Raw genomic sequence first — 24,209 nt, forward strand, 5'->3', positions numbered from 1 at the left:
TTTGATTAATTATGAATCGTTATGTGCACATTTGGCAGATCTGATCAGGGGTGTGTGTTCGATATGATCGTAATGTTTGATTCTATTTTGAGCGCGAACTGGGGCGCCGCGCCCAGAACCTGTGACGGTCGGGGCGGATGCCCTGCGCAGGGTCAGCCGGTTGTGGAGATCGGGACGGGGTGAGCCCTGTAATTTTCAACAGGATTTGGGCAGATATGCTGCTGCCTGATGCGGGAAAGGCTGGGTCGCAAACGCCGCCCGTCGCATCGCAAGCGCAAGGGGCGCATCGCCACGCACGCAAGGACCAGAGATCTTCACGCGGTCGAGGTCAGCGCCAGCGCTCAGATGCCCTCTCGCGGCGCTGTGGCACCGACCACCGTCGGGTCGTGCCACATGTGGTTCCTTGAAAAGCGCCAGCCCGGTTCGCTGGCGCTCCTCTTTGCGCGCGTACAGCAGGCCAAGTCTTGCCCGCGCCGCTGCCGGTCAATTCGGTGCCGAAGCGACCCGGACACAACCGGACCACTTCGCCGATGTGGCATTACGACCAGGGCGTAACGAGGTATTTCTCACCGGTCTTCATCGCGCGATAATCGGTCACGGCCTCTTTGGTCAGCATCTCTTCAAGATTGACGCGCGACTTGTAATGGCTGGCAAAGGTGGTGGTGAGGTTGTCGCGCACGCGTTTGCGCATACGGCTGACGGTGTCCTGCCCGGCCGATTGCAGGAAGGGGAACAGCAGCCAGCCCGACAGGGTCCAGCCAAAGCCGTAGCTCGGCGACAGGGTCGTGGGGCCCGTGTCCAGACGCCCGTAGATGAACATGCGCTTGGGCTGGGTCGAGCCATAGCGCGAATATTCTGTCATCCGGCTGACCGCGACCTGCTCCATGGCCTTGAAGGCCGTGTCCACCGTCTGGCCGCCGCCAACCGGATCAAAGCCATAAAACGCGCCGGTGTCATCAATGGCGGCGCACAGCTGGCGCATGAAGTCGCTGTCCGAGGAATTGACGACATGGGTGGCGCCCAGCTCTTTGAGAAGGTCGACCTGACTGTCCTTGCGGACGATATTGACCAGACCGATGCCATCTTCCTTGCAGATGCGGGTCAGCATCTGGCCGAGGTTGGAGGCCCCGACCGTGTGCAGGATCGCGTCCTGCCCATCCATCTTGGCATTCTCGACGAACCCCAGCGCGGTCATCGGGTTGACGAAAGCGCTTGCGCCTTCCTCGGCAGAATGATCGCCCAGCGGCAGGCACATGGCCGCATCGGCGAGGCAATACTGGCTGTAGGCATTGCCCGGCACACAGGAAACGCGCTGTCCGAGCAAGGCTTTGGCCGTGTCGCTGTCGCCAGCCGCAACCACCGTTCCGGCGCCCTCGTTCCCGGCTGGCAGCTTGAGCCCGTGTCGTGCTTTTGAGCCCGCGTTGGCTGGCTCGGGCACTTTTGCGACGAATTTGCCGGGCGAATAGCTGGCATTTTCCATATCGGCCGCCCCGACCAGAATGGCGAGGTCCGACGGGTTGATCGGCGCCGCTTCCATTTTCACCAGCACCTGATTGCCGGTCGGATCTGGCAGGGACACGGTTTCGATCGCGACGGTCAACGTTCCGTCCGCGTCCAATGTCGTGAACAATTGCTTGCCGGTGGTCGCCATTTTGCAGTCTCCAAAAGTCGGTGTCGCGAGGAGGGTTGGTGATCGGCGCGCCGGGCTGAGCCGGGGCGCGCTGTTGGCCCTCCTCTGTATGGTGCATGCAGATAGCACTGCCACTGCCCGAAGCGAGCGGAAAACGCCGTCAATCCTGCCCGCCGGACGCGAAGGCACTCATTTGTCGACAAACAACCCTTCGGCGCACCGGCACTCGCCCCCGCATCATCGAAGGCCGGCTGGCCGCGCAAAGCGCCTGATGATGCGCAGCAAGCGTTCGCCCGCCTTGCACCTCAACATCGGCCTATTGCGGCGCCGGGATCGTCATGCCCACCTGTTGCGCTACCTTCAGGACAGCGGCCAGATCGGGCTTGGACGGCTCTGGCAGGGTGGTCTGAGTGTCCGGAAGCGCCGTGCCGATACCGGTAAAGAATGCCTTGTGCATCTGCCCCGGCGCATTGAGGATCAAAAGCCGCGCCGGGCCATCGCCGATAGCCTGAAACGCGTGCATGGCCCCGTCGGGAATGGCAACAAAGTCGCCCGGCCCCGCAAGCCGATCCTCACCGCAGATGTTGAAGGCGACCTGACCTTCCAGAATGAAAAACCCCTCGGTCTCACCTGCGTGATGGTTCGGTGGCGCTCCGGCGCCGACAGGGACAAGACATTCGACAAGGCAGTATTTGCCGTCGACCTCCTCGGGAAAGGCGTGAAACTTCAACAGGATGTTCAGAACGTCATAGGTGCGTGGAAGCGGTGTCATGCCGATACTCCGTATTTGACCCTGTTCAACGAAAATGATACATGAGTCTCAAAATAAGACAAGAGTCCTATATAACGCAGGGCATGGAAGGCCGTATGACCAATTCCCCGGACCGATCCTCACAGCGCGCACGCACGCGTCAGGCCATTCTGGATGGTGCGCGGGAGCTGCTGCTGGAAGGCAAGCCCGTTACGGTCGCCGCCGCCGCCGCAAAAAATGGCGTGTCCAAGGCGACCAGCTATCGCTATTTTTCCACCCCCGACGTGCTGGTGGCAGAGGCGGTGCTCGACATTGCGGTGAAGCCCTACGAGGCCGTCGTCGGCGATCAGCCTGACCTGCGCGGCAAGCTCAAGGCGATCTGCCTGTACTTTCTGGATCTTGCGCTCGAGAATGAAACCGGTTTCCGGCAATTCCTCGCTGCGGCGCTGCGTGATTGGCAGGCGCAGAGCCACGCGACCGCCCGGGGCGCGCGCCGCATCAGCATGTTTCGCCGCGCCTTGTCGGAGCATGACACCGGGCTGCCCGATGATCAGACAGAGATGCTTGTCCGCGGCCTGTCCGCCGCCACCGGAATGGAGGCGATGATTGCCCTCGTCGACGTTGCTGGCTCAACGCCCGATCAGGCGCGGGAGGCCGTTGGCTTCATGGTCGATGCGATGCTCGACCGGCTGCTTTGAGGCCCCGTCGCTGTTGTATGGCGGGACGGCGCGGAGGGCGCCGGTTTGAGGCGTGGCCAGCTGGCGGCCTGCATCGACGGCTCAGGGATCGCGGACGATTAGCCGTTGGTGTCCACTGCCGCAGGCTGATCGACGCCCCGATCCCCGCAAAGCTCGCGCCGGTTGTGATGAAACCGTCCCATGGGCGATGTCACCTGCCGGATCTAGTGCTCGTGCGGATCGTCGAGCGCGCCGTGCACGGCGAACAGATCCAGCTCGGCGGCCTGCGGTTCGATCACCCGGAACGCCTCGCGCACGCCCGATGGCGTCAGCTCGCGCGCCACGGTCAGCAGGGTATTGGGCGCGTGCCCGGCGCAAAGCTCGGCCATCTGCGCCAGTTCCTCGGCGGCGACCGGGCGGGCAGCCTCGACCGAGGGCGCGCCGTAATAGGTGACGAAATGCTGCGCCAGCAGATCGGTCAGTGTGTCAAGCTCGGCAGGCTCGACCTGCGTCACCGCGACAAAGGTCACCCGGCCAAAGGTTTCCAGCCCGAGCCAGCCATTGGAAAAGGCCTGCCGCGCTTTGCCGGTCAGATCGGCCTCGGTCCAGTCGGAAAACTCGAACCCGCCGGACAGGCACCATTCGCCGGTGCGCGCCGGGCTGGCAAACACCCGCATGTCGCTTTCGTCAAAATGGATGGCGCGGGCGAGGTGCAGGCTCATGGGGCGGTCTCCAGCAGGGTGGTGAGGGGGATCAGGCGGGTGTCGCCGTCGGCATCGCGCAGCAGCATCCCGAAATCTTCATCGACGCCGACAAAAGTGCCGCTGGCCGCGCCTTGGGTGATGTCTTCGCCGAGCGAGTGCGCAAGGCCGCGCCAGTCGGCATGCAGCGCGCGCGGGCCGTCCTGTTCCCAGCTGTTGAGATGGTGCAGCGTGTGGCGCGCCCAGGCCTCGACCAGCTGCGGCGGCATCACGTCGGGGCAGCCTTCGCCGTACAGCGTCGTCTGGTCGGGCGTGTCGCCGGGGCGGTCGGTTTCGGGCCAGAGCGGCAGGGCGACGCCGATGACCAGCCAGTCGGGCACCACCTCGGGGTCTGTCCCCGAGGCCATGGCGCGAAACCCGCCGCAGCGCGCCCCGTTCAGATACAGCGTGCCGTCCCAGCCCAGATGCACCGCCACCTCGGGTGGGGCCAGCGCGCCAAGCGCGTTCTGAAAGCCGACCCCGCAGAGCGGCAGCATCGCCATGGCGCGGCGCAAGGGCACCTCGGGGGCAAAGACCAGCGCCGCCTCCATCCGGTTGGGGGCAAAGGCATGGGCGATCATGCCCGCATCGCAGCCCATGGTCGCCTTCATGCAGGCATGGGCAAAGGCATCCGCGCTCACCTCTTCGCCATACATCAGCGGCGGAAAGCTCAGCGTGCTCATGCGACCCCCCGCGCCACCAGATCGCGCGCGATGGTGTGAAACGCCTGCGCCTGCGGGCTGTCGGGCTGGCTGATGGCGATGGGTGCGCCGCCGTCAGAGGCCAGCCGGATCTGCAGATCCAGCGGCACCTCGGCCAGCAGCGGCACGCCCAGCTTGGCCGCTTCGGCAGCGACGCCGCCATGGCCAAAGACATGTTCCTCGTGGCCGCAGGCGGAACAGACATGGGTGCTCATGTTCTCGATCATGCCGACGATGGGCACGTGCAATTGCTGGAACATGTCGATGCCCTTGCGCGCGTCGATCAGCGCCACGTCCTGCGGGGTCGACACGATCACCGCGCCGTCGACCTGCGCCTTTTGCGCCAGCGTCATCTGCACATCGCCAGTTCCGGGCGGCAGATCGACGATCAGCACGTCAAGCGCCCCCCATTGCACCTGCGAGAGCATCTGTTGCAGCGCGCCCATCAGCATCGGGCCGCGCCAGACCACCGCCTGATCGTCATTGGTCATCAGGCCGATCGACATCATCGTCACGCCGTGGTTGCGCATCGGCAGGATGGTCTTGCCATCGGGGCTGGCGGGCCGCCCCGACACGCCCAGCATCCGAGGCTGGCTTGGCCCGTAGACATCCGCATCGAGCAGCCCGACGCGCCGTCCCATCATCGCCAGCGCCACCGCAAGATTGGCCGAGACGGTGGATTTGCCGACGCCGCCCTTGCCGCTGGCAATGGCGAGGATGCGGCCGATCCCGGGCACCTTCTGCGGGCCCTTGGGGGCGGCGGCGCGCTGGGGCTTGAGATCGGGCGGCGGCGCCTTTTCGGTATGGCCGGTCATCACGATCGACACAGAGGCAACGCCGGGCAGGGCGCGCAGCACCTCTTCGGCGCGGGTTTTGACGGTGTCATAGGCGGCGGCGTGCCGGGGCGCGATTTCAAGCACGAAGCGCACCGCGCCGCCCGAAACATTCAGCGCCCGCATCGCGCCGCTGGCAACGATGTCGCCGCCTGCCACCGGGTCGTCGATGGTTTTCAGCGCGGCAAGGATGGCGTCGCGGGTGGGGGCGTCGGTCATGGGGTCTCCTGAGGTCAGTGGTCGCGGCGCTTGGACAGGTAGTCGTCGGTGGTGCGCGGGCGCGGGCGTTCGCGCCCGGCGAGCGGGTTGCCGGCGCTGTGATACTGCGCATTGACGCGGCAGTCATCGCACATCTGGATCATCCGCAGCTTGTCTCCGTCGAACATGGCGTGGTCGCGCAGCTTGTCGGTGATGCGATCGATGGTGGATTTCACCCCAAAGAGCGTGCCGCATTCGACGCAGGCAAACGGCTCTTCCTCGTTCAGCACCTCTTGCGACAGGGCGCTGGGGTCGAGATTCATGCGGGGGTCGAGGGTGATGGCATCCTCGGGGCAGATGGTGGCGCACAGGCCGCATTGCAGGCAGGCGTCTTCCTGGAAGCGCAGCTGCGGCAGATCGGGATTGTCGAGCAGCGCGCCCGACGGGCACAGCGAGACGCAAGACAGGCACAGGGTGCAGGCGTCGGTATCCACCAGCACCGCGCCATAGGGCGCGCCCGTGGGCAGGGGCAGGGTGCCGCCTTCGGGGTTCAGGGCGCGGGCGGCTTGCCGCGCAACCTGACGGCGGCTGCCGATCGGGCGCACCGGGGCATGGCTCGGAGCCGGGGGCTCAGCGGCGTAAAGCGCCTCGCTCAGCGCGTCGGGGTCCGGGGTGTCGAGGATGTCGATGCCGCCGGTCATGGCGCTGGCCAGCGCGGTCTGCGCCGCGAGCGCGTCGCGGTCGGCCCCCGGCCCCGGCAGCAGCGTCACCGCGGCGAACCCGGCGGCCCGCGCCGCCAGCGCCTCGGCATGGCCAAAGGCGCCGATCACCGGCAGCTCCATCGGGATCACATCGGCGGGCAGGCCGCGCCCGTGGCGCGCTGCCAGCCGGATCATCTCGGCGCCGTAGGCATCATGCACCAGCAGGCGCGGGGCCACGCCGCCCGCCTCAAGATAGGCGCTGGCCAGCGTCTGCACCCGGCGCAGCGTCAGATCGACGGGCGGCGCATCGTAGCTGACCGCGCCCGCCGGGCAGGCCGAGGAGCACGCGCCGCAGCCGGCGCAGATCAGCGGGTCGATGGTGACGTGATCGCCGTCCGGGGTGATCGCGCCGGTGGGGCACAGATCAAGACAACGGGTGCAGCCGGTCTGCCCGGCGCGCGAATGGGCGCAAAGCAGCGGATCGGCACGGATATACAGCGGCTTTTCGAAGGTGCCGACAAGATGCGAGGCCGCCAGCACCGCCGCGCTCACCGCTGCCGGGCGACCGGGATCGGCGCGCAGGTAGCCTTCGCGCTTTTCATGCGCCGGGAACAGCGGCGGCGCGCGGCGCAGATCCACAATGACATCGCATTGGCTGCGCGCCCCGTCTTTTGGGGCGGTCAGGGTCGGGATGCGCCCGCCCGGCTCGACGGTTTGCAGCGCGTCAATGGCAATGACGAAGGCGCCAAGCGCCCCGGTGGCGCGGCGCAGCGCGCCGGTGATCACGTCGTAACCGGGGGCGTCGGGGATCTCGGCGCCGCTGTCCAGCAGCACCGTCACCGCAAGGAAATCGCTCAGCTGATCGGCGGCGGGCAGCGCATCCTCGGGCGCGCCCAGCACAAGACAGGCCCCGTGTGAGGTGACATCCATCATCCGCCCCATCGGCGCGGGCAGCAGGGCCTCGGCGGCGAGGGCGGACATTTTGGCCAGTTTCGGCGCGGGATCGGCGGACCATCCGGCCCGATCGCGCAGGTCAAGAAGGGCAGGAGGGGCGAGGCCAAGATCTTCGGCCAGATCTTCGAACCGGCGGCTTTCCTGGGTGCAGCAGAGCACCACGTCCTCGCCCGACTCGCCGCTCAGCGCCTTGGCAGCGCGGTCGATCTGGCTGGTGCAGAGCGCCGAACAGGGGGGGCGCACATCCAGCCCGGTGGCCTGCGCAAGCGCTGCGGCGTCGATGCTCTGGCTGCCCAGACAATCGCATGTAATCAACGTCTTGGCCATGTCTTTTCCCCTTGGCTGAGGCCTGTTTCTGGCCCCGTTCGGCTGTGGTCTGTGCGCAGGCTAGGCTGATTGTCCAAGCTTGGGCAACCGGCTTTGCAGGATCGCGCAACAGCACCGGAAGGCCCCGAATCAGGGTGATTCGCAAGTCGCTTTTGCGTGGGCGGTATGCCATCGTATTCAGACAAAAATACTCAAGATGGACAAAATGTCCCTCAGGCTCGCGCGGGGTGCGCAAGCCTGCCCAGAACGTCCGTCCGTCAAGGTAATTTCACCTTCGCGCGCGAATTTCACTTTCACGATGACGCCAAAGCCTTCAATTTAGGCACTAAGCAAGGAGATGCCGTGACCGATCCAGATCGCCCCTACCGGAACATGCCCATCGGCGTCGTGGTCAAACGACAGCCGGGCGTCACCCGTTGGGCCAAGCACAGCTGGAAGGCCACCGCGATCCTGCCCGGCGCACCGGAGGCCGATTGGCGCGAGCTGCGCCGCGACGGCGAGGTGGTGGAATTTCACGCCGGCACCGTGACGCTGGAACTGTTCGGCGCCGAAACCGAAGCCTATGTGCACGGGCTTGGCGCGCAGGTGCCCTGCGTCTACGTGGTGATGCGCGCGATGCCCGACCCGGACAAACCGTTCGAGCTGCTGCTGATCACCGCCTCGCCCTATGAGGCGCAGGATTACTGCGACACCGGCGAAGAGCTGGTGGAAAAGGTGGCGATGACACCGGGGATCGAGGCTTGGGTGCGCGATTTCGTCGAGCGCTTCCACGAGGACGAGGAATTCATCAAGCGCCGCCGTCACCGCGACCGGATCGACAAGGTCGAGGATGGCATCGGCGATCCGCGGATCGGTGGGCTGGGCGATGTCTACGCCTCGCCAAGCTTGCAGAAACGGCGGCTGTCATGAGCGGCTTCTGGACAAACCGGCGCGCGGCGGTTGCCGCCGAAGAGCAGGCCGAGGCACAGGCGCAGGTCGCCCGCGCGCAGGCTGAAACCGAGGCGGCGCTGGCAGAGCGCAGCGACGAAGAGCTGCTGGCCGAGCTGGGCCTGCCCGAGCCCGAAACGCTGGTGGGCGGCGAAGAGCTGCGGCGCTTTCTGGCGGCGCAACTGCCGCAGCGGCTCAAGCGGCGGGCGCTTCGGGCGCTGTGGCGCAGCAACCCGGTGCTGGCCTGCCTTGATGGGCTGAACGATTACGAGGACGATTTCACCGACGCCGCCGTGGTGAAGGATGGGATCGCGACGCTTTATCAGGTCGGTCGCGGCTTTGCCGAGCGGGTGGTCGAGGTGGCCGAAAAGCTGCCCGAGCCAGAGCCAGAGATCGAAGACGAGCCGATCCTGCCCGAACCGCCGGTCCAGACCGCCGCGCTGCCCGAGTTTGAACCCGTCGAAGACGACGCCCTCGCCCCGCCCCGGCTGCGCCGGATGACATTTCAGTTCGACACAGAGGGCACCGCATGACCGAACCGGCCCAGACCCCCCGCATCGCCGAAGAAGACCGCCTGCGCGCGGATCTCTACAATTTCCTTGGCCTGCTGCTGAGCGGCCCGCCCGATCGCATGTTGCTTGACCAGACCGCAACACTAAGCGGCGATGCCAGCGATCTGGGGCAGGGCATTGCGACGCTGGCCAAGCTGGCGCGCCTGACCCGCCCCGCCACGGTGCAGAGCGAATTCAACCGCCTGTTCATCGGGCTGGGGCGCGGCGAGCTGCTGCCCTATGCCAGCTATTACCTGACCGGGTTCCTGAACGAAAAGCCGCTGGCGGCGCTGCGTCAGGATATGGCGGCGCGCGGGCTGGCGCGGGCCGACAACGTGTTCGAACCCGAAGACAACATCGCCTCGCTGATGGAGATGATGGGCGCGATGATCGTGGGCCGCTTTGGCGCCCCCGCCAGCCTCGATCAGCAAAGGACGTTTTTCAACAAGCATATCGCGCCTTGGGCCGGGCATTTCTTTGCCGATCTCGAGGCCGCCAAGGGCTCGGTGTTCTACGTGCCCGTGGGCACCGTGGGCCGCTGCTTCATGCAGATCGAGGCCGAAGCATTCCGAATGAGCGCAGCGTGAGCCGCGCGCATACCCGGCGCATGCGCGCCATTGCCGCAAGGAACCAACAGGGGAGGACTTGCACATGACCGGAAAGACCGAAGGCAACAGCCGCCGCGATTTCCTCAAGCTCGCGGGCACCGTTGCGCCCGCTGCCGCCGTCGCCGTGGCCACCGCCGGATCGCAGGCGAACGCCGCTCCGGCCGAACCCGACCTGTCATCTGACAAGATGCAGGACACGGCGCATACCCGCGCCTATTACGCCTCCGCGCGTTTCTGAAGACCCAAGGCCCGGCCTCGCCGGACCTCGACGCGACGGCACGCTGCGACTGGTTGCGAAACGCCCGACTGCACGCGCCACCCAATAGCCACCTAAGGTGCAGGGCCCAGTTCCTGCCACCAGGGAGTGAGAACCATGTTGAGGAAAAAGACCAACGGGGTTGCGAGACGCCCCCAGCGGACCGGACTCCTGTCTGACGTGGCCAATGCCTCGGTCGATCGCCGCGCGTTTCTGCGCGGCTCGGGGCTGGCCATCGGCGGCCTTGCCGCCATCGCCGCGACGGGCGGCACGGTGCAGCAGGCAAACGCCGCCACCGCAACCGCCACCGGCGCTATCGAGATCAAGAAATCCGTCTGCACCCATTGTTCGGTGGGCTGCACGGTCATCGCCGAGGTTCAGGGCGGTGTCTGGATCGGGCAAGAGCCCGGCTGGGACAGCCCGTTCAATCTTGGCGCCCATTGCGCCAAGGGCGCATCGGTGCGCGAACATGCCCATGGCGAGCGTCGCCTGAAATACCCGATGAAGAAGGTCGGGGGCGAATGGCAGCGCATCAGCTGGGATCAGGCCATCAACGAGATCGGCGACCAGATGCTGTCGATCCGCGAGGAAAGCGGCCCGGATTCGGTCTATTGGCTGGGCTCGGCCAAGCACAGCAACGAACAGGCCTATCTATTCCGCAAGTTCGCCGCCTACTGGGGCACCAACAACGTCGACCACCAGGCGCGGATCTGCCATTCGACCACGGTTGCCGGCGTTGCGAACACATGGGGCTACGGCGCCATGACCAACAGCTACAACGACATCCACAAGAGCCGGTCGATCTTTATCATCGGGGGCAACCCCGCCGAGGCGCACCCGGTGTCGCTTCAGCACCTGCTGAAGGCCAAGGAACAGAACAACGCGCCGCTGATCGTCTGCGATCCGCGCTTTACCCGCACCGCCGCCCACGCGGACGAATATGTGCGGATGCGGCCCGGCAGCGACGTGGCGCTGGTCTGGGGCATCCTGTGGCACATCTTTGAAAACGGTTGGGAAGACCGCGAATTCATCCGCACCCGCGTCTGGGGCATGGATCAGATCCGCACCGAGGTCGCTCGCTGGACCCCCGACGAGGTCGAGCGCGTCACCGGCGTTCCGGAATCGCAGCTGCATCGCGTCGCCCGCACGCTGGCCAACAACCGCCCCGGCACGCTGATCTGGTGCATGGGTGGCACCCAGCACACCAACGGCAACAACAACACCCGTGCCTATTGCATCCTTCAGCTGGCGCTGGGGAACATGGGCACCGCGGGCGGTGGCACCAACATCTTCCGCGGTCATGACAACGTGCAGGGCGCGACCGATCTTGGCGTTCTGGCCGATACGCTGCCGGGCTATTACGGCCTGACCGCCGGCGCATGGGCGCATTGGGCACGGGTCTGGGACGAAGACCTCGACTGGCTCAAGGGCCGCTTTGCCACGCTGAAAGGCAAGGATGGCAAGGACAAGGACATGATGGGCCTGTCGGGCATCACCGTGTCGCGCTGGATCGACGGTGTTCTGGAAGCGAAAGAGAACATCGAGCAGCCCGACAACACCCGCGCCATGGTGTTCTGGGGCCACGCGCCGAACTCGCAGACCCGTCTGAAGGAAATGAAGACGGCGATGGAAAAGCTCGACCTGCTGGTCGTGGTCGATCCGTTCCCGACGGTGTCGGCGGTGATGAACGATCGCACCGATGGCGTCTACCTGCTGCCGGCCTCGACGCAGTTCGAAACGCGCGGCTCTGTCACCGCGTCGAACCGCTCGTTGCAATGGCGCGAGCAGGTGGTCGAGCCGCTGTTTGAATCGCTGCCCGACCACATCATAATGACGAAGTTCGCCAAGAAGTTCGGCTTTGCCGACCGGATGCTGCGCAACATCGAGATGGAGGACGACGAGACCCCCAACATCGAAAGCATCACCCGCGAATTCAACCGCGGCATGTGGACCATTGGCTACACCGGGCAAAGCCCGGAGCGTCTGAAGATGCACATGCAGAACCAGCACACCTTCGACAAGACGACGCTGCGCGCCAATGGTGGCCCGGCGGATGGCGATTTCTACGGCATGCCCTGGCCCGCATGGGGCACGCCGGAAATGAACCATCCCGGTTCGGCCAACCTCTACGATCTGTCGCTGCCGGTGGCCGAGGGTGGCCTGCCGTTCCGCGCCCGCTTTGGCGTGGAACGCGACGGCGACAACCTGCTGGCCGAAGGCACCTACACGGTGGGCTCGGAAATTCAGGATGGCTATCCCGAATTCACCATGCAGATGCTGATCGACCTTGGCTGGGACAAGGATCTTACCGCCTACGAGCGCGGCATGATCGAATATGTCGCAGGCTATCTCGAGGCGCGCCCCGAGACCGACACCGAGCTTGGCGAGCAATCTCAGACCGGGCCGTACCCGTCGGACTGGGCCGACAAGATCGGCGGCGTCAACTGGAAGACCGACCTGTCGGGCGGCATCCAGCGCGTTGCGATCCTGCATGGCTGCGCGCCTTACGGCAACGCCAAGGCCCGCTGCGTGGTCTGGACCTTCCCCGATCCGGTGCCGGTGCACCGCGAGCCGCTGTATACCAGCCGGCGCGATCTGGTCGAAGACTACCCGACCTATGACGACCGCTCGTTCTGGCGGGTGCCGACGCTGTACGCGTCGATCCAGAAGAACGATTTCTCGAAGGACTATCCGATCATCCTCACCTCTGGCCGACTGGTCGAATACGAGGGCGGCGGCGATGAAACCCGGTCCAACCCGTGGCTGGCCGAGCTTCAGCAGAACATGTTCATCGAGATCAACCCGCGCGATGCCAACAATCTTGGGGTGCGCGACGGGGCCAATGTCTGGGTCGAAGGCCCGGAGGGCGGCAGGATCCGGGTCATGGCCATGGTCACCGAACGGGTGGGCGAGGGCGTTGCCTTCATGCCCTTCCACTTCGGCGGTCACATGGAAGGCCGGGACCTGCGAGACAACTACCCCGAAGGCGCCGATCCCATCGTTCTGGGGGAATCCACCAACACGGCACAGACCTATGGCTATGACTCGGTGACCATGATGCAGGAAACCAAGGCCACCCTGTGCAAGATCATGCCGGCGTAAGGAGAGACACACATGGCACGCGCTAAATTTCTCTGCGACGCGGAACGCTGCATCGAATGCAACGCCTGCGTCACCGCCTGCAAAAACGAGCACGAGGTTCCGTGGGGCATCAACCGCCGCCGGGTCGTGACCATCGAAGACGGCAAGCCGGGCGAACGCTCGATCTCGGTCGCCTGCATGCATTGCTCTGATGCGCCCTGCATGGCGGTCTGCCCGGTGGATTGCTTCTATCAGACCGACGAAGGTGTGGTGCTGCATTCCAAGGATCTGTGCATCGGCTGCGGCTACTGCTTTTATGCCTGCCCGTTTGGCGCGCCGCAGTACCCGCAGGCGGGCAACTTCGGCTCGCGCGGCAAGATGGACAAATGCACCTTCTGCGCCGGTGGCCCCGAGGAAAACGGGTCCGAGGCCGAATTCCGCAAGTACGGCCGCAACCGGATCGCCGAAGGCAAGCTGCCGATCTGCGCCGAGATGTGTTCGACCAAGGCCCTGCTCGCCGGCGACGGCGACATGGTGTCCGACATCTACCGCGAGCGTGTCGTCGCGCGCGGGTTCGGGTCGGGCGCCTGGGGCTGGGGCACGGCTTACGAGTCCAAAAATCCCTGATCCGGGTTTCGGTTCAAACCTCGGGCGGATGTATGCCGCCCGGGGCACCACTGACAGCGGCGGGGAAAACCCTGCCATGATCGCGCTTGGCGTTGCCGCGCCGCGCGGATCGACATGACAGGGAGACCCCAATGCTGCGCCACCTGATGGCACTTCTTACCCTTGTCCTGCTTACCCTGCCGCTTGGTGCGGTGGCGCAGGATGCGCCTGCTTCGGGTCTTGCGCAAACCGCACCCGACGCGGCAGACCCAACCACCGGCCCCGGTCGCCAGTCTCTGGAAGACATTCTGCGCCGTCAGCGCGGCGAAGCGCCGGTGAACCCGATCCAGCCCGTCGATCTGGGCCAGGACGCCACGCCGCCGCCGGGGCTTGCCCCGCTTGGCACCTCGTCCGATGCGCAAATCTGGCGACAGCTGCGTTTTGACACAGCCGATATCCGCAATTCCACGCTGAACCCCAATGGCGATGTGCTGATCCAGACCGGCGGCATCTGGTGGGAAAACCTGCGCAAGGGGCCGCTGCGGACCTATGGCGGCTGGCTGCTGCTGGGCACGATTGCGGTGCTGGCGGTTTTCTATCTGATCCGCGGGCGTATCCGCATCGATGGCGGCAAGGCCGGCACCGTGGTGCTGCGGTTCAAGTTCATCGAACGCATGGCGCATTGGGTGCTGGCAGGCTCGTTCATCCTGCTGGGCTTTACCGGGCTGTTCACGCTGTTCGGGCGCAAATACCTGATCCCGGCCTTTGGTCATGAGTTCAACTCGGTGCTGCTCACCGGGTCGAAGTTCATCCACAACAACGTCAGCTGGGCCTTCATGATTGCCCTTACGATGGTGTTCGTGATGTGGGTCTGGCACAATATCCCCGACAAGACCGACATCACATGGTTCAAGCAGGCCGGTGGCATCATCGGCAACAACCACCCGCCCGCCAAGAAATTCAACGCCGGGCAAAAGATCATCTTCTGGTCGGTGATCGTGCTGGGGGCTTCGGTCTCGGTCTCCGGGATCTCGCTGCTGTTCCCGTTCGAACTGCCGCTGTTTTCGCACACGTTCGAGGTGCTGAACGGCTGGGGCGTTCCGGGCTGGTTCGGCTTTGATGCGCTGCCGGTGAACCTTGCCCCGCAAGAGGAAATTCAGTTCGCGCAGCTCTGGCACGCCATCGTGGCTTTCCTGATGATGGCGGTGATCCTTGGCCACATCTACATCGGCACGCTGGGCATGGAAGGCGCCTATGATGCCATGGGCTCTGGCCTTGTGGATGAGAACTGGGCGCACCAGCACCATTCGCTGTGGCTTGACGAGATCAAGGAAGAAAAACCGGGCAAGATCCGGACCGATCCCGCCGAGTAACCGCTACGCCCAAGAAAGGCCCCGCGCGGGCCTTTCGCCATGCCTCACAACGACTATGTCCCCTCAAGGAGGGTGTTTTTCATGAAAGCCATGCTCAGCGGGTTTGTCGCCATCGTCATCATCGGCGTCGGCGCTTATTTCACGCTTGAATCGCTCGGGTTCTCCTCGCAAGAGGTGTATTCCAGCCCGAACGTAAGGGTCGACTGACACGAAGGCGGCCATGAGCGACAAGGACGAATACGGCGGGAAACTTGGTGGCGCGTCGATCCTCGTGATCGACGACGAGCCGGGGATGCGCAATTTCCTGACCAAGATCCTTGGCCCGCGGGTCAAGCGGGTGGAACAGGCCGGATCGCCCGCCGAAGCCTCGCGGATGCTCGATACCGGGCATTTCGATCTGGTGATCATCGACAACATCATGCCGGGGCGCACCGGGCTGCAATGGCTCGAAGAGCAGCGCCGTCTGGGACTGTTCTCCGAGACCATCCTGATCACCGCCTATGCCGATCTGGATACGGCGATTGCCGCGCTGCGGGTCGGGGTCGGGGATTTCGTGCTGAAGCCGTTTCGCGCCAACCAGATCCTTGGCGCAGTGGCGCGCACGCTTGATCGCCGGGTGCTGCGGCGCGACAACGCGCTGTTGCGGCGCGAATTGCACGCCGGTGGCAGCGGCGCGGGCAAGCTGCTGGGCAAGTCCGATCCGATGCTGGCGGTGCGCGCCATGCTGGAAAAGCTTGCCCCGCTGCCGACGCCGGTGCTGTTCACCGGCGAAAGCGGCACCGGCAAGGAGCTGGCGGCGCGCCATTTGCACCAGCTCTCGGCGCGGCGCGAGCGGCCCTTCGTGGCGGTGAACTGCGCCGCCATCGCGCCCGATCGCATCGTGCCCGAACTGTTCGGCACCGTCGAAGGGCGCGAGCGGCCCAGCCCCGGCCTGCTGCTGCTGGCCGATGGTGGCACGCTGTTTCTTGACGAGGTGGCGCAGATGCCCGAACCGCTTCAGGCGGCGCTGCTGCGGGTGCTCGAAGACCAGCGCCTGCGCCCGGAGGGCGGCGAGCGGGAAATCCCGCTGGATCTGCGCTTTGTCTTTGCCACCAACGCCGATCTTCCGGCGCTGGTGGCGGCGGGGAAATTCCGGGCCGACCTGTGGCACCGCATCAACATCATGCGCATCGAGATGCCCCCGCTGCGCGAACGCTCCGAAGACATCACCGACCTTGCGGCGCTGTTCCTGTCGCAGTTTCAGGCCACGCTGGGGATGACGGGGCTGGCGCTGGATGACGGCACGCTGATGAAGCTGCGCCGCTATGACTGGCCCGGCAATGTGCGCGAGTTGCGCAATATGCTGGAACGCTCGGTCATTCTTGGCGAATTCCCCGAGGAATTTGCCGGGCAGGGCAGCGTCACCGGTGCGGCGGCGATCGAAAGCCTCGATCTGGTGATGCAGCGGCATATGCTGCACATCCTGTCGCAATGCGGCGGCAACCGGGCCGAGGCGGCGCGTCGGCTTGGCGTGTCGCGCAAGACCGTCGATCGCAAGCTGGCGCTCTGGTCCCACGACTGACCGCGGCGCCAACTTTGTTCAGCCGTCGCGGCGCAGTTGGCACCAGACGGCATCGTGATCCGACAGCGGCGTGCCATCGCCTGAAACCGACGCGATCACCTTGCGATCCAGCGGCGCAAAGCCGCGCCCGGCGAACCAGTCGAGCTTCATCACCCGGCCCGGGTGGGGGGAGATGAGGCTGGGGCGGGTCGTCATGCCATCGGCGGTGAAGTCCCACGAATAGCCGCGCTGGCGGGCGAGGTCGAACAGCGGCTCGCCGCGCCAGTCGAAATCCGGCGGAACGTGGTTGCCGGTGTTCAGATCGCCGCCGATCAGCACCGGAATGCCGGGGGCGAAACCGTCGATGCCATCAAGCAGGATCTGCATCTGCCCGGCCCGGTGTGCGCCATCGGCGTTGCTTTCCAGATGGGTCGAGACGACACAGACGGGCCCCGCCTCTGTGGCGAGGACGGCGGCCAGCGCCATGCGCCCACCCAACCGGGGCTGTTCGGGATCGGCGCCGACGTCGGTAGAATACCAGTGACCATGATCGTCCAGCCGGATCAGCGTGACACGTTCGAAGGGCACCTTGGACAGGATGGCGTTGCCGTGCCAGCCGCAGGCGTTGAAATCATCCTCGCAGAAAGCCCGTTCCGTCGGGCCGCCAAGGTCAAGCTCGTGAAATTCGACGCCATAGGCATAGGTCATGTCCAGCGCCTCGGCCATGGCGGCGGTGGTATGGCGCTGTTTGCTGCGGGCCATGCCGTGATCGACCTCGGAGAGCAGCACCACATCGGGGGCAAGCGGGCGCAGATGCTCGGCGCTGGCCTCGGGGAACAGGCAGCGCTCGACGTTCCATGCAACCACCGAAAGCGTCGCGGGCAGGGGGCCGGGATGGGCGCTGCCACCGGTCTGCACCATGCGCATCGCGGGCACCTGTGCCATCAGCTCGCGATGGGCCTCGGCGTTGCGCGGGGCGGACAAAAGCTGCGCGCGCTCGGCGTCGCTCACCAGCGGCAGGGCATCGACGACGGCGATCATAGCCGCGCCCCCGTGGCGGTATCGAACAGCGCCATTGCCGCCGGCGGCAGCTCGATGGGCTGCGGGCCGTGGCTGACCTGCGTTTCCTTGGCGACGTGAACGGTAAACGGCTGCCCCGCAACCTGCCCATGCAGCAGGCGGTGGGCTCCCAGCTCTTCGATCAGGGCGATATCGAAGCGCGCCGCGCCCGAGCCGATGCGCACGTCCTCGGGGCGGATGCCCAGCGTGACCGGGCCGGATCGCCCGGCGGGCGCGGCCATCACGGCGGTGCCGCAATCGAGCCGCACCGTGCCCTTGTCCAGCTGCGCCTTTACAAGGTTCATCGGCGGCGCACCCATGAAGCTGGCGACAAAGGTCGAGTTCGGAGAATGATAGATCTCGGCCGGGGTGCCGATCTGTTCGATGACGCCGCCATTGAGCACCACGATGCGGTCGGCCATGGTCATCGCCTCGACCTGATCATGGGTGACATAGACCGACGTCACCCCAAGGCGGCGTTGCAGGGCCTTGATCTCGATGCGCATCTGGTTGCGTAGCTTGGCATCGAGGTTGCTCAGTGGTTCGTCGAACAGGAACAACGCCGGGTCGCGCACGATGGCGCGGCCCATGGCGACACGCTGGCGCTGCCCGCCCGACAGCTGCGAGGGCTTGCGATCAAGATAGGCGCCAAGGTTCAGCATCGCCGCTGCCTCATCGACCTTGCGGGCGATCTCGGCGGGCGGGGTCTTGCGGTTCTTCAGCCCGTAGCCGATGTTCTTGCGCACCGTCATATGCGGGTAAAGCGCGTAGTTCTGGAACACCATCGCGATGTCGCGGTTGGCGGGATCGACGGTGTTGACTAGCCGATCGCCGATGGAAAGCTCTCCTTCGGTGATGTCTTCCAGCCCGGCGATCATCCGCAGCAGGGTGGACTTGCCGCAGCCCGACGGGCCGACAAGAACAAGGAATTCGCCATCCTCGATGCGGAACGAGCAGGGTTTGACTGCCTCGAACCCGTTGCCATAGACCTTGCGGATTTGGTTCAGCGTTACATTTGCCATTTTCGGTTTCCTTTGCCGCAGGGCTTACTTGTCGGACTCGGTGAGGCCCTTGACGAACCAGCGCTGGAAGAACAGCACCACCAGCACCGGCGGCAGCACCGCCAGCAGCGCCAGCACGTTCGAGCGGCCGTATTCGGGAATGTGGTTGCCCTCGAGGCTCTGGGTGATCTGCTTGATGCCCTGCACCAGCGTCACCTTGTCTTCCTGGGTCGAAACCATGAGCGGCCACAGATACTGGTTCCAGCCATAGACGAACATGATGATGAACATCGCCGCGATCATGGTGCGCGACAGCGGCACGAGGATGTCGATGAAGAACCGGACCGGGCCAGCGCCGTCGATCCTTGCGGCTTCGACCAGCTCTTCGGGGACAGACATGAAATACTGCCGGAAGAAGAAGGTCGCCGTGGCCGAGGCGATCAGCGGCACGATCAGGCCGGTCCAGCTGTTGAGCAGGCCCAGCTTCTGGGTGATCTCGTAGCTGGGCACGATGCGCACCTCGAGCGGCAGCAGCAGCGTGGTGAAGATCAGCCAGAACGCCAGCGTCGCAAAGCGCAGGCGGAAATACACGATGCCATAGGCTGCGAGCATCGCCACGACGATCTTGCCGATGGCAAAGCCAAGCCCAAGGATCAACGAGTTGCGAAACATCGTCAGGCCGGTGGTCTCGCCGGAAAAGCTCATGGACTGGAACAGCGCCTTGCGGAGGTTGTCCCAGAATTCACCGCCGATCTGCAACGACGGGCCGTGCTGCATCACCTGCGCATCGGGGATCGTGCTCATCTGAAGCATCATCAGCAGCGGCACGATCATCAGCGCCGCGCCAGCGATCAGAATGGCGTGGTCCAGCACGGACGCCCAGCGAATGGCGGTGCGTGTGGTCTGGGCGGGGGCGGTCTGGGTCAGGTCGGCCATGGGAACCTCAGGTGTAATGGATGCGCCGCTCGACGAGGCGGAATTGCATGATCGTCAGCGCCAGCACCAGCACCATGAGCACCACCGATTGCGCCGAGCTGCCGCCGATGTCCTGCCCGCGGAACCCGTCAAGATAGACCTGATAGACAAGCGTCACCGGGTTATCGCCGGGGTTGTTGCGTAGGATGGTGTCGATCAGCCCGAAGGTGTCGAACAGCGAATAGGTGATGTTGATGATCAGCAGGAAGAACCCGGTCGGCGCCAGCAGCGGAAAGGTGACGGTCCAGAACCGGCTGAACCCGGAGGCATTGTCGATCAGCGCCGCCTCGCGCACCGCGCGCGGGATGGATTGCAGCCCCGACAGGAAGAAGATGAAGTTCACCGGGATCTGTTTCCAGACCGAGGCAACGACCATGACAAAGCCTGTGTCAAAGTAATCCAGCCGCACCTGCAAGTCCCAGCCGAACATCGCGAAGAAGTCGGTCATCGGCCCCCAGCGCTGGTTGAACAGGATCAGCGCAATGAACCCGGCCATTGGCGGTGCCACCGCATAGACCCACATCAGCAGCGTGCGGTAGGTCTTGGCGCCGCGCAGCACCGTGTCGGCCTTGACCGCCAGCAACAGCGCGATGGCCAGCGACAGCCCCGTCACCGACAGCGAAAAGATCGCGGTGAAGCCGGCGTTTTTCAGGTATTCGCTGCTGGTCCACAGCCGGGTGTAATTGGCCCAGCCGACAAAGGTTTCGCCAAAGCCGAACGGGTCCTGCAGAAAGAACGACGAGCGCAGCGCCTGCCATGCGGGCCAGTAAAAGAACAGGCAGATGATCGAAAGCTGCGGCAACAGCAGCAGGATCGGCAGCCAGCGATTGTCGAAAGCGGCGCGTTTCACGGTTGGGCATTCCTTGCAAACGGGGAACGGCGGCCACGGGGGCCGCCGTTCGTGTCAGTCTTGCGGGCTTCAGTTGTTGGCCATGCTCGCGGCGAAACGCTCGAGCAGCTGGTTGCCTTCGGCTTCGATGTTGGCCAGCGCCTCGTCGATGCTGATGTCGCCGTTCAGGAAGCGCGACAGCTCGCGGTTTTCGACGTCGCGGATCTGCACGTAAAAGCCCATGCGGTAGCCTTGGGTGTTGTCGCCCGCGGGCAGCATCAGCTGCTTGATGCCGGTTTCGGCGGCGGGGAAACGGTCGTAGTGGCCATCCGACTTGGCCAGTTCATAAGCGGCTTCGGTGACCGGCACATAGCCGGTTTCACGGTGCCACATGTACTGCACCTCGGGCGAGGTCAGGTACTGGAAGAACGCGGCCGAGGCGGCGTTCTCTTCGGCCGATTTGCCCGACATGGCAAACAGCGCCGCGCCGCCGATGAAGGACTGGTAGCCCTCGTCGGTGATCGAGGCCCAATGCGGCAGGTAGGTCGAGGCCCAGCCAAAGGGCAGGTCCAGCGCGGTCAGGCCGCCGAAATCGCCCGAAGAGCCGATGTACATCGCCGCATCGCCATCGGTGAAATGCGCCTTGTTGTCATCCCACGAGGTTCCGTAGAAGCCGAACAGCCCATCGTCGAGCCATTGCTTCACCTGCGTGAAATGCATCTTCATCTCGGGCGAGTTGATCAGGATCTTGGTGTCGCTCGCACCGTCATAGCCGTTGTTGTTGGTCGCGAACGGCAGGTTGTGACGCGAGTGGAAGTTCTCGACGAATTCCCACGGCAGGTGCGTCTGCACCAGCGGGGTATAGCCGGCCTCCTTGATCGCCGGGGCGATCTGCGCAAATTCTTCATAGGTCGCGGGGGCCTCGACACCGGCCTTCGCCAGCGCGTCACGGTTGTAATACAGCACCGGCGAGGACGAGTTGAACGGCATGCCGATCATGGTGCCGTCGCTGCCCGCGTAGAAATAGCGCACCCCGGCGATATAATCGGTGATGTCGAAATCGACGCCGTTCTGTTCCAGCAGATCCTGCACCGGGATGGTGGCGCCCTGCGCGCCGATCACGGTGGCGGCGCCAGCATCGAACACCTGCACGATGTTGGGCTGCTCACCGGCGCGGAAGGCGGCGATGGCGGCGGTCAGGGTTTCCTCATAAGAACCCTTGAACACCGGGGTGATGGTGTAATCGTCCTGGCTTTCGTTGAAGCCCTTGGCGATCTCGCCGACGACCTCGCCCAGATGGCCGCCCATACCGTGCCACCATGTGATCTCGGTTTCGGCCCATGCGGCCTGCGCGCTCAGCGTAAGGCTGGCAACGGCGGTGAACTGGATGACCTGTTTCATGAAGAGTCTCCGGTGGTTGGAGGCCTTGCCGCGACGGGGCAGGCGGGAATGGGTTCAAGGGGGTGGGCCCCCATGAAGACCACCGCCTAGGCCGCGTCTGTAACGCCGCCATGACCAATGCATGACAGTTTTCCATCGCGTGCGACCCGGTGGCTGCGCGGCGCGGGCGGGGCCATCGGCGGCCCGCCCGCCCGCCGTCATGGCAGATCTCTGCGCGGCGGCCCCGGGTTGCGCCGCCCCGCCCTTAGATCCATTGATTTGTCATACAAGTTGTGACAGCCATCGTTCAACACGCGCCCAAGGCGCTGGCCGCGCCGCGACTTTGGGCCATCGCGACACGTAGAAAGGACGCCAGATGTTGACCGTCGAAACCCGCCACGCCGTCCACCCAGAGCACGCCAAGGGCATGGATACCGCGGCGCTGCGGGCGCATTTTCTCGGGCAGGGGCTGTTCGCACCCGGTGAAATCCGCCTGATCTACACCCATTACGACCGCTTCAGCCTTGGCGGCGCGGTGCCTGCGGGTGGCAGCCTGACGCTGGACAAGGTGGCGCAATCCGGGACCGACAGCTTTCTTGACCGGCGCGAAATGGGCATCGTCAACATCGGCGAGACCGGCACCGTCAGCGCCGCGGGCGAAACCTACCGGCTGAACTGTGGCGATGTGCTGTATCTAGGGATGGGCAGCGGCGCGGTGACCTTCGAAGGCGCGGGGCGGTTCTACATCACCTCGGCCCCGGCGCACCGGGCGCTGCCGTCGCGGCTGGTGACGGTGGCGGACTGCGTCAAGGTGCAGCTGGGCGCGCCGGAAACCGCGAACAAACGCACCATCCAGCAGTTCATCCACCCGCAGGTGATGGAAAGCTGCCAGCTGATCCTTGGCTATACCACGCTCGAGGAGGGCTCGGTCTGGAACACCATCCCCAGCCACATTCACGACCGCCGGATGGAGGCCTATCTGTACTGGGGCATGAAGGAGACCACCCGCGTGCTGCACCTGATGGGCGAGCCGCACGAAACCCGCCACCTGTTCGTCGCCAACGAAGACGCGGTGATCTCGCCCAGCTGGTCGGTGCATTCCGGGGCAGGGATCGGCGCCTACAGCTTTATCTGGGCGATGGCGGGCGATAACGTCGATTTCACCGACATGGATGTCATTCAACCCAAGGACTTGATGTAATGGGACCATTTTCTCTGGAAGGTCGCCGCGCGCTGGTGACGGGGGCCAATACCGGCATCGGGCAGGCCATCGCCCTGTCGCTGGCAGGGCAAGGCGCGCATGTGGTCTGCGCAGGGCGCCGCGCCTGCGACGAGACCGTCGCCGCGATCACCGCGGCAGGTGGGTCGGCAGACGCACTGCTGCTGGATTTCGCCGACCCGATGGCAGCGAAAGATGTCTTCGACGGGGCGGGCTACAGTATCCTTGTCAACAACGCCGGCATCATTCGCCGGGCGGAGTCGGTCGAGTATACCGAGACCGACTGGGATGACGTGATGGACGTCAACCTCAAGGCGCTGTTCTTCACCTGTCAGGCGTTCGGCAAGGCGCTGATCGCGGATGGCACGCCGGGGGCGGTGGTCAACATCGCCTCGCTGCTGTCGTTTCAGGGCGGCATCCGGGTGCCCGCCTATACGGCGTCCAAACACGGGGTCGCGGGGGTGACAAAGATCCTCGCCAACGAATGGGCGCCGCACCGGATCACCGTGAACGCCATCGCACCGGGCTACATCGCCACCAACAACACCGAGGCGCTGCGCGACGATCCGGAGCGCTCCAGAGCGATCCTCGATCGCATTCCCGCCGGGCGTTGGGGCGATCCGTCCGACATCGGCGGCACGGCAGCGTTTCTGGCCTCGCCCGCTGCTGGCTACATCACCGGCGCGGTGCTGAACGTCGATGGCGGCTGGCTGGCGCGCTGATCGCTGCGCGAGATAAAGCAAAGGCCCCGCTGGCGCTGGCGGGGTCCATTTGCAGTAAGGCCCTGCGAACCTGTCATATGACTGCCTGTAATATGCTGCCGCATCTGCGGACAGGAGCGCCCACCCTATGCCGCGACCCCCGTCTTGTGCGAACTGTTCAGCGCCAATCCGATGTGCGTGATCCCCGGGGGCGCAGAACCCGGCGCAGTCTGGCCTGCACCCCCGACCACGGGCGCGGAGCCATTCGCTGCCAAGCCCGGCAACGCCTTGGTGCAAACCTCCCTCGCGGGCGATACCCTGATCCGTGCCAACGCCACGATCCACGAATAGAACACCTCCGACAGGCAGATGCCCTCCGGCGAGAGCTGACGCCGACCCTTCTTCTGGCCTGAAATATCCCGAGGGGCTTGGGGGGCAGCGCCCCCCGTCGGCGTGGATGACAAACTCGCGCCCAAACCCTCAAAGCCTCGCATCGAATAGGGGCGAGGTCTGGCGCGTCGGTGAAGTCTTCTCGCGACCCCGGATGGCAACGCCGCCCTCACAGGCAACGCCAATCGCCGTTTCCATCGC

Annotated in this window: 23 protein-coding genes; 12 read left to right on the forward strand and 11 right to left on the reverse strand. The window is 65.1% G+C overall.

Going from position 1 to position 24,209, the window contains the following annotated elements:
• Nucleotides 1-538 precede the first annotated feature (538 nt).
• Complete coding sequence (locus Q4543_RS04050) at nt 539-1,651, reverse strand: zinc-binding dehydrogenase (protein WP_303436478.1); 1,113 nt, start codon at nt 1,649-1,651, stop codon at nt 539-541.
• 295 nt (nt 1,652-1,946) lie between these two features.
• Nucleotides 1,947-2,402: a cupin domain-containing protein gene (locus Q4543_RS04055; RefSeq protein WP_303436480.1), complete on the reverse strand. Its 456-nt coding sequence runs from the start codon at nt 2,400-2,402 to the stop codon at nt 1,947-1,949.
• Between the two features lie 95 nt (nt 2,403-2,497).
• Here Q4543_RS04055 and Q4543_RS04060 point away from each other — a divergent pair, with 95 nt between their 5' ends.
• Nucleotides 2,498-3,079 carry a TetR/AcrR family transcriptional regulator gene (locus tag Q4543_RS04060; protein ID WP_303436481.1) on the forward strand — a complete coding sequence of 194 codons (582 nt, stop codon included), beginning with the start codon at nt 2,498-2,500 and terminating at the stop codon, nt 3,077-3,079.
• A gap of 203 nt (nt 3,080-3,282) precedes the next feature.
• Here the strand turns inward: Q4543_RS04060 and Q4543_RS04065 are convergent, their stop codons facing one another.
• The 4 genes from Q4543_RS04065 to Q4543_RS04080 are packed head-to-tail and all read right to left on the reverse strand — an operon-like array spanning nt 3,283 to nt 7,512.
• Nucleotides 3,283-3,774, reverse strand: coding sequence for a DUF6505 family protein (locus Q4543_RS04065; RefSeq protein ID WP_303436580.1), 492 nt, complete (start codon nt 3,772-3,774; stop codon nt 3,283-3,285).
• Between the two features lie 2 nt (nt 3,775-3,776).
• The gene (locus Q4543_RS04070; RefSeq protein ID WP_303436482.1) at nt 3,777-4,481 is read right to left on the reverse strand and encodes a biotin/lipoate--protein ligase family protein; all 705 of its coding nucleotides are present in this window, start codon (nt 4,479-4,481) and stop codon (nt 3,777-3,779) included.
• Nucleotides 4,478-5,551: an Mrp/NBP35 family ATP-binding protein gene (locus Q4543_RS04075; protein WP_303436483.1), complete on the reverse strand. Its 1,074-nt coding sequence runs from the start codon at nt 5,549-5,551 to the stop codon at nt 4,478-4,480. Before Q4543_RS04075 ends, Q4543_RS04070 begins: the two co-directional genes overlap by 4 nt.
• Before the next feature lie 14 nt (nt 5,552-5,565).
• On the reverse strand, nt 5,566-7,512 hold the full coding sequence (locus Q4543_RS04080) for a 4Fe-4S binding protein (RefSeq protein WP_303436484.1): 1,947 nt from the start codon (nt 7,510-7,512) through the stop codon (nt 5,566-5,568).
• A 372-nt stretch (nt 7,513-7,884) separates the two neighbouring features.
• On the opposite strand from Q4543_RS04080, the gene Q4543_RS04085 reads away from it, so the two are divergent.
• From Q4543_RS04085 to Q4543_RS04125, 9 genes are all read left to right on the forward strand, one after another.
• On the forward strand, nt 7,885-8,421 hold the full coding sequence (locus Q4543_RS04085) for a DUF3305 domain-containing protein (protein WP_303436581.1): 537 nt from the start codon (nt 7,885-7,887) through the stop codon (nt 8,419-8,421).
• The gene (locus Q4543_RS04090; RefSeq protein ID WP_303436485.1) at nt 8,418-8,972 is read left to right on the forward strand and encodes a DUF3306 domain-containing protein; all 555 of its coding nucleotides are present in this window, start codon (nt 8,418-8,420) and stop codon (nt 8,970-8,972) included. Before Q4543_RS04085 ends, Q4543_RS04090 begins: the two co-directional genes overlap by 4 nt.
• Complete coding sequence (locus Q4543_RS04095) at nt 8,969-9,577, forward strand: molecular chaperone (protein WP_216003898.1); 609 nt, start codon at nt 8,969-8,971, stop codon at nt 9,575-9,577. Before Q4543_RS04090 ends, Q4543_RS04095 begins: the two co-directional genes overlap by 4 nt.
• A 64-nt stretch (nt 9,578-9,641) precedes the next feature.
• On the forward strand, nt 9,642-9,836 hold the full coding sequence (locus Q4543_RS04100) for a twin-arginine translocation signal domain-containing protein (protein ID WP_216003897.1): 195 nt from the start codon (nt 9,642-9,644) through the stop codon (nt 9,834-9,836).
• A 135-nt stretch (nt 9,837-9,971) separates the two neighbouring features.
• Complete coding sequence (locus Q4543_RS04105; RefSeq protein WP_303436488.1) at nt 9,972-12,956, forward strand: formate dehydrogenase subunit alpha; 2,985 nt, start codon at nt 9,972-9,974, stop codon at nt 12,954-12,956.
• A 12-nt stretch (nt 12,957-12,968) separates the two neighbouring features.
• Nucleotides 12,969-13,562 (forward strand): formate dehydrogenase FDH3 subunit beta, encoded by a 594-nt coding sequence (gene fdh3B, locus Q4543_RS04110; RefSeq protein WP_303436490.1) that lies wholly within the window; start codon nt 12,969-12,971, stop codon nt 13,560-13,562.
• 131 nt (nt 13,563-13,693) lie between these two features.
• Entirely contained in the window at nt 13,694-14,914 is a 1,221-nt protein-coding gene (locus Q4543_RS04115; RefSeq protein ID WP_303436491.1) for a formate dehydrogenase subunit gamma, read from the forward strand.
• Between the two features lie 81 nt (nt 14,915-14,995).
• Nucleotides 14,996-15,121, forward strand: a complete 126-nt coding sequence (locus Q4543_RS04120; RefSeq protein ID WP_256444170.1) for a hypothetical protein — start codon at nt 14,996-14,998, stop codon at nt 15,119-15,121.
• 13 nt (nt 15,122-15,134) lie between these two features.
• The gene (locus tag Q4543_RS04125; protein ID WP_216003893.1) at nt 15,135-16,475 is read left to right on the forward strand and encodes a sigma-54 dependent transcriptional regulator; all 1,341 of its coding nucleotides are present in this window, start codon (nt 15,135-15,137) and stop codon (nt 16,473-16,475) included.
• 18 nt (nt 16,476-16,493) lie between these two features.
• Here the strand turns inward: Q4543_RS04125 and Q4543_RS04130 are convergent, their stop codons facing one another.
• The 5 genes from Q4543_RS04130 to Q4543_RS04150 all read right to left on the reverse strand — a co-directional run bounded on the left by Q4543_RS04130 (nt 16,494) and on the right by Q4543_RS04150 (nt 21,719).
• On the reverse strand, nt 16,494-17,495 hold the full coding sequence (locus tag Q4543_RS04130) for an endonuclease/exonuclease/phosphatase family protein (protein WP_303436492.1): 1,002 nt from the start codon (nt 17,493-17,495) through the stop codon (nt 16,494-16,496).
• Nucleotides 17,492-18,535: an ABC transporter ATP-binding protein gene (locus Q4543_RS04135; protein ID WP_303436493.1), complete on the reverse strand. Its 1,044-nt coding sequence runs from the start codon at nt 18,533-18,535 to the stop codon at nt 17,492-17,494. Before Q4543_RS04135 ends, Q4543_RS04130 begins: the two co-directional genes overlap by 4 nt.
• A gap of 24 nt (nt 18,536-18,559) precedes the next feature.
• Nucleotides 18,560-19,450, reverse strand: coding sequence for an ABC transporter permease subunit (locus tag Q4543_RS04140; RefSeq protein ID WP_303436494.1), 891 nt, complete (start codon nt 19,448-19,450; stop codon nt 18,560-18,562).
• A 7-nt stretch (nt 19,451-19,457) separates the two neighbouring features.
• Complete coding sequence (locus Q4543_RS04145; RefSeq protein WP_216003889.1) at nt 19,458-20,339, reverse strand: ABC transporter permease subunit; 882 nt, start codon at nt 20,337-20,339, stop codon at nt 19,458-19,460.
• A gap of 69 nt (nt 20,340-20,408) precedes the next feature.
• Nucleotides 20,409-21,719 (reverse strand): extracellular solute-binding protein, encoded by a 1,311-nt coding sequence (locus tag Q4543_RS04150; RefSeq protein ID WP_303436495.1) that lies wholly within the window; start codon nt 21,717-21,719, stop codon nt 20,409-20,411.
• A 355-nt stretch (nt 21,720-22,074) separates the two neighbouring features.
• On the opposite strand from Q4543_RS04150, the gene kduI reads away from it, so the two are divergent.
• Together kduI and kduD are read left to right on the forward strand one after the other, a co-directional pair.
• Complete coding sequence (kduI, locus tag Q4543_RS04155; protein WP_303436496.1) at nt 22,075-22,899, forward strand: 5-dehydro-4-deoxy-D-glucuronate isomerase; 825 nt, start codon at nt 22,075-22,077, stop codon at nt 22,897-22,899.
• Complete coding sequence (gene kduD / locus Q4543_RS04160) at nt 22,899-23,639, forward strand: 2-dehydro-3-deoxy-D-gluconate 5-dehydrogenase KduD (protein ID WP_303436497.1); 741 nt, start codon at nt 22,899-22,901, stop codon at nt 23,637-23,639. The genes kduI and kduD overlap by 1 nt, the downstream gene beginning before the upstream one ends.
• Nucleotides 23,640-24,209: the final 570 nt, after the last annotated feature.

Origin of the sequence: Salipiger sp. 1_MG-2023, assembly GCF_030547555.1 — a bacterium.
In the GTDB taxonomy this organism is placed as follows: domain Bacteria; phylum Pseudomonadota; class Alphaproteobacteria; order Rhodobacterales; family Rhodobacteraceae; genus Salipiger.

What these genes read in the sequence shown, in the direction of transcription:
- Q4543_RS04090 (WP_303436485.1), top strand. Translation starts at nt 8,418, where the DNA reads ATGAGCGGCTTCTGGACAAACCGGCGCGCGGCGGTTGCCGCCGAAGAG.
- Q4543_RS04075 (WP_303436483.1), bottom strand. Translation starts at nt 5,551, where the DNA reads ATGACCGACGCCCCCACCCGCGACGCCATCCTTGCCGCGCTGAAAACC.
- Q4543_RS04135 (WP_303436493.1), bottom strand. Translation starts at nt 18,535, where the DNA reads ATGGCAAATGTAACGCTGAACCAAATCCGCAAGGTCTATGGCAACGGG.
- kduD (WP_303436497.1), top strand. Translation starts at nt 22,899, where the DNA reads ATGGGACCATTTTCTCTGGAAGGTCGCCGCGCGCTGGTGACGGGGGCC.
- Q4543_RS04150 (WP_303436495.1), bottom strand. Translation starts at nt 21,719, where the DNA reads ATGAAACAGGTCATCCAGTTCACCGCCGTTGCCAGCCTTACGCTGAGC.
- kduI (WP_303436496.1), top strand. Translation starts at nt 22,075, where the DNA reads ATGTTGACCGTCGAAACCCGCCACGCCGTCCACCCAGAGCACGCCAAG.
- Q4543_RS04095 (WP_216003898.1), top strand. Translation starts at nt 8,969, where the DNA reads ATGACCGAACCGGCCCAGACCCCCCGCATCGCCGAAGAAGACCGCCTG.
- Q4543_RS04105 (WP_303436488.1), top strand. Translation starts at nt 9,972, where the DNA reads ATGTTGAGGAAAAAGACCAACGGGGTTGCGAGACGCCCCCAGCGGACC.
- Q4543_RS04115 (WP_303436491.1), top strand. Translation starts at nt 13,694, where the DNA reads ATGCTGCGCCACCTGATGGCACTTCTTACCCTTGTCCTGCTTACCCTG.
- Q4543_RS04055 (WP_303436480.1), bottom strand. Translation starts at nt 2,402, where the DNA reads ATGACACCGCTTCCACGCACCTATGACGTTCTGAACATCCTGTTGAAG.
- Q4543_RS04050 (WP_303436478.1), bottom strand. Translation starts at nt 1,651, where the DNA reads ATGGCGACCACCGGCAAGCAATTGTTCACGACATTGGACGCGGACGGA.
- Q4543_RS04060 (WP_303436481.1), top strand. Translation starts at nt 2,498, where the DNA reads ATGACCAATTCCCCGGACCGATCCTCACAGCGCGCACGCACGCGTCAG.
- fdh3B (WP_303436490.1), top strand. Translation starts at nt 12,969, where the DNA reads ATGGCACGCGCTAAATTTCTCTGCGACGCGGAACGCTGCATCGAATGC.
- Q4543_RS04125 (WP_216003893.1), top strand. Translation starts at nt 15,135, where the DNA reads ATGAGCGACAAGGACGAATACGGCGGGAAACTTGGTGGCGCGTCGATC.
- Q4543_RS04100 (WP_216003897.1), top strand. Translation starts at nt 9,642, where the DNA reads ATGACCGGAAAGACCGAAGGCAACAGCCGCCGCGATTTCCTCAAGCTC.
- Q4543_RS04120 (WP_256444170.1), top strand. Translation starts at nt 14,996, where the DNA reads ATGAAAGCCATGCTCAGCGGGTTTGTCGCCATCGTCATCATCGGCGTC.
- Q4543_RS04085 (WP_303436581.1), top strand. Translation starts at nt 7,885, where the DNA reads ATGCCCATCGGCGTCGTGGTCAAACGACAGCCGGGCGTCACCCGTTGG.
- Q4543_RS04070 (WP_303436482.1), bottom strand. Translation starts at nt 4,481, where the DNA reads ATGAGCACGCTGAGCTTTCCGCCGCTGATGTATGGCGAAGAGGTGAGC.
- Q4543_RS04140 (WP_303436494.1), bottom strand. Translation starts at nt 19,450, where the DNA reads ATGGCCGACCTGACCCAGACCGCCCCCGCCCAGACCACACGCACCGCC.
- Q4543_RS04080 (WP_303436484.1), bottom strand. Translation starts at nt 7,512, where the DNA reads ATGGCCAAGACGTTGATTACATGCGATTGTCTGGGCAGCCAGAGCATC.
- Q4543_RS04130 (WP_303436492.1), bottom strand. Translation starts at nt 17,495, where the DNA reads ATGATCGCCGTCGTCGATGCCCTGCCGCTGGTGAGCGACGCCGAGCGC.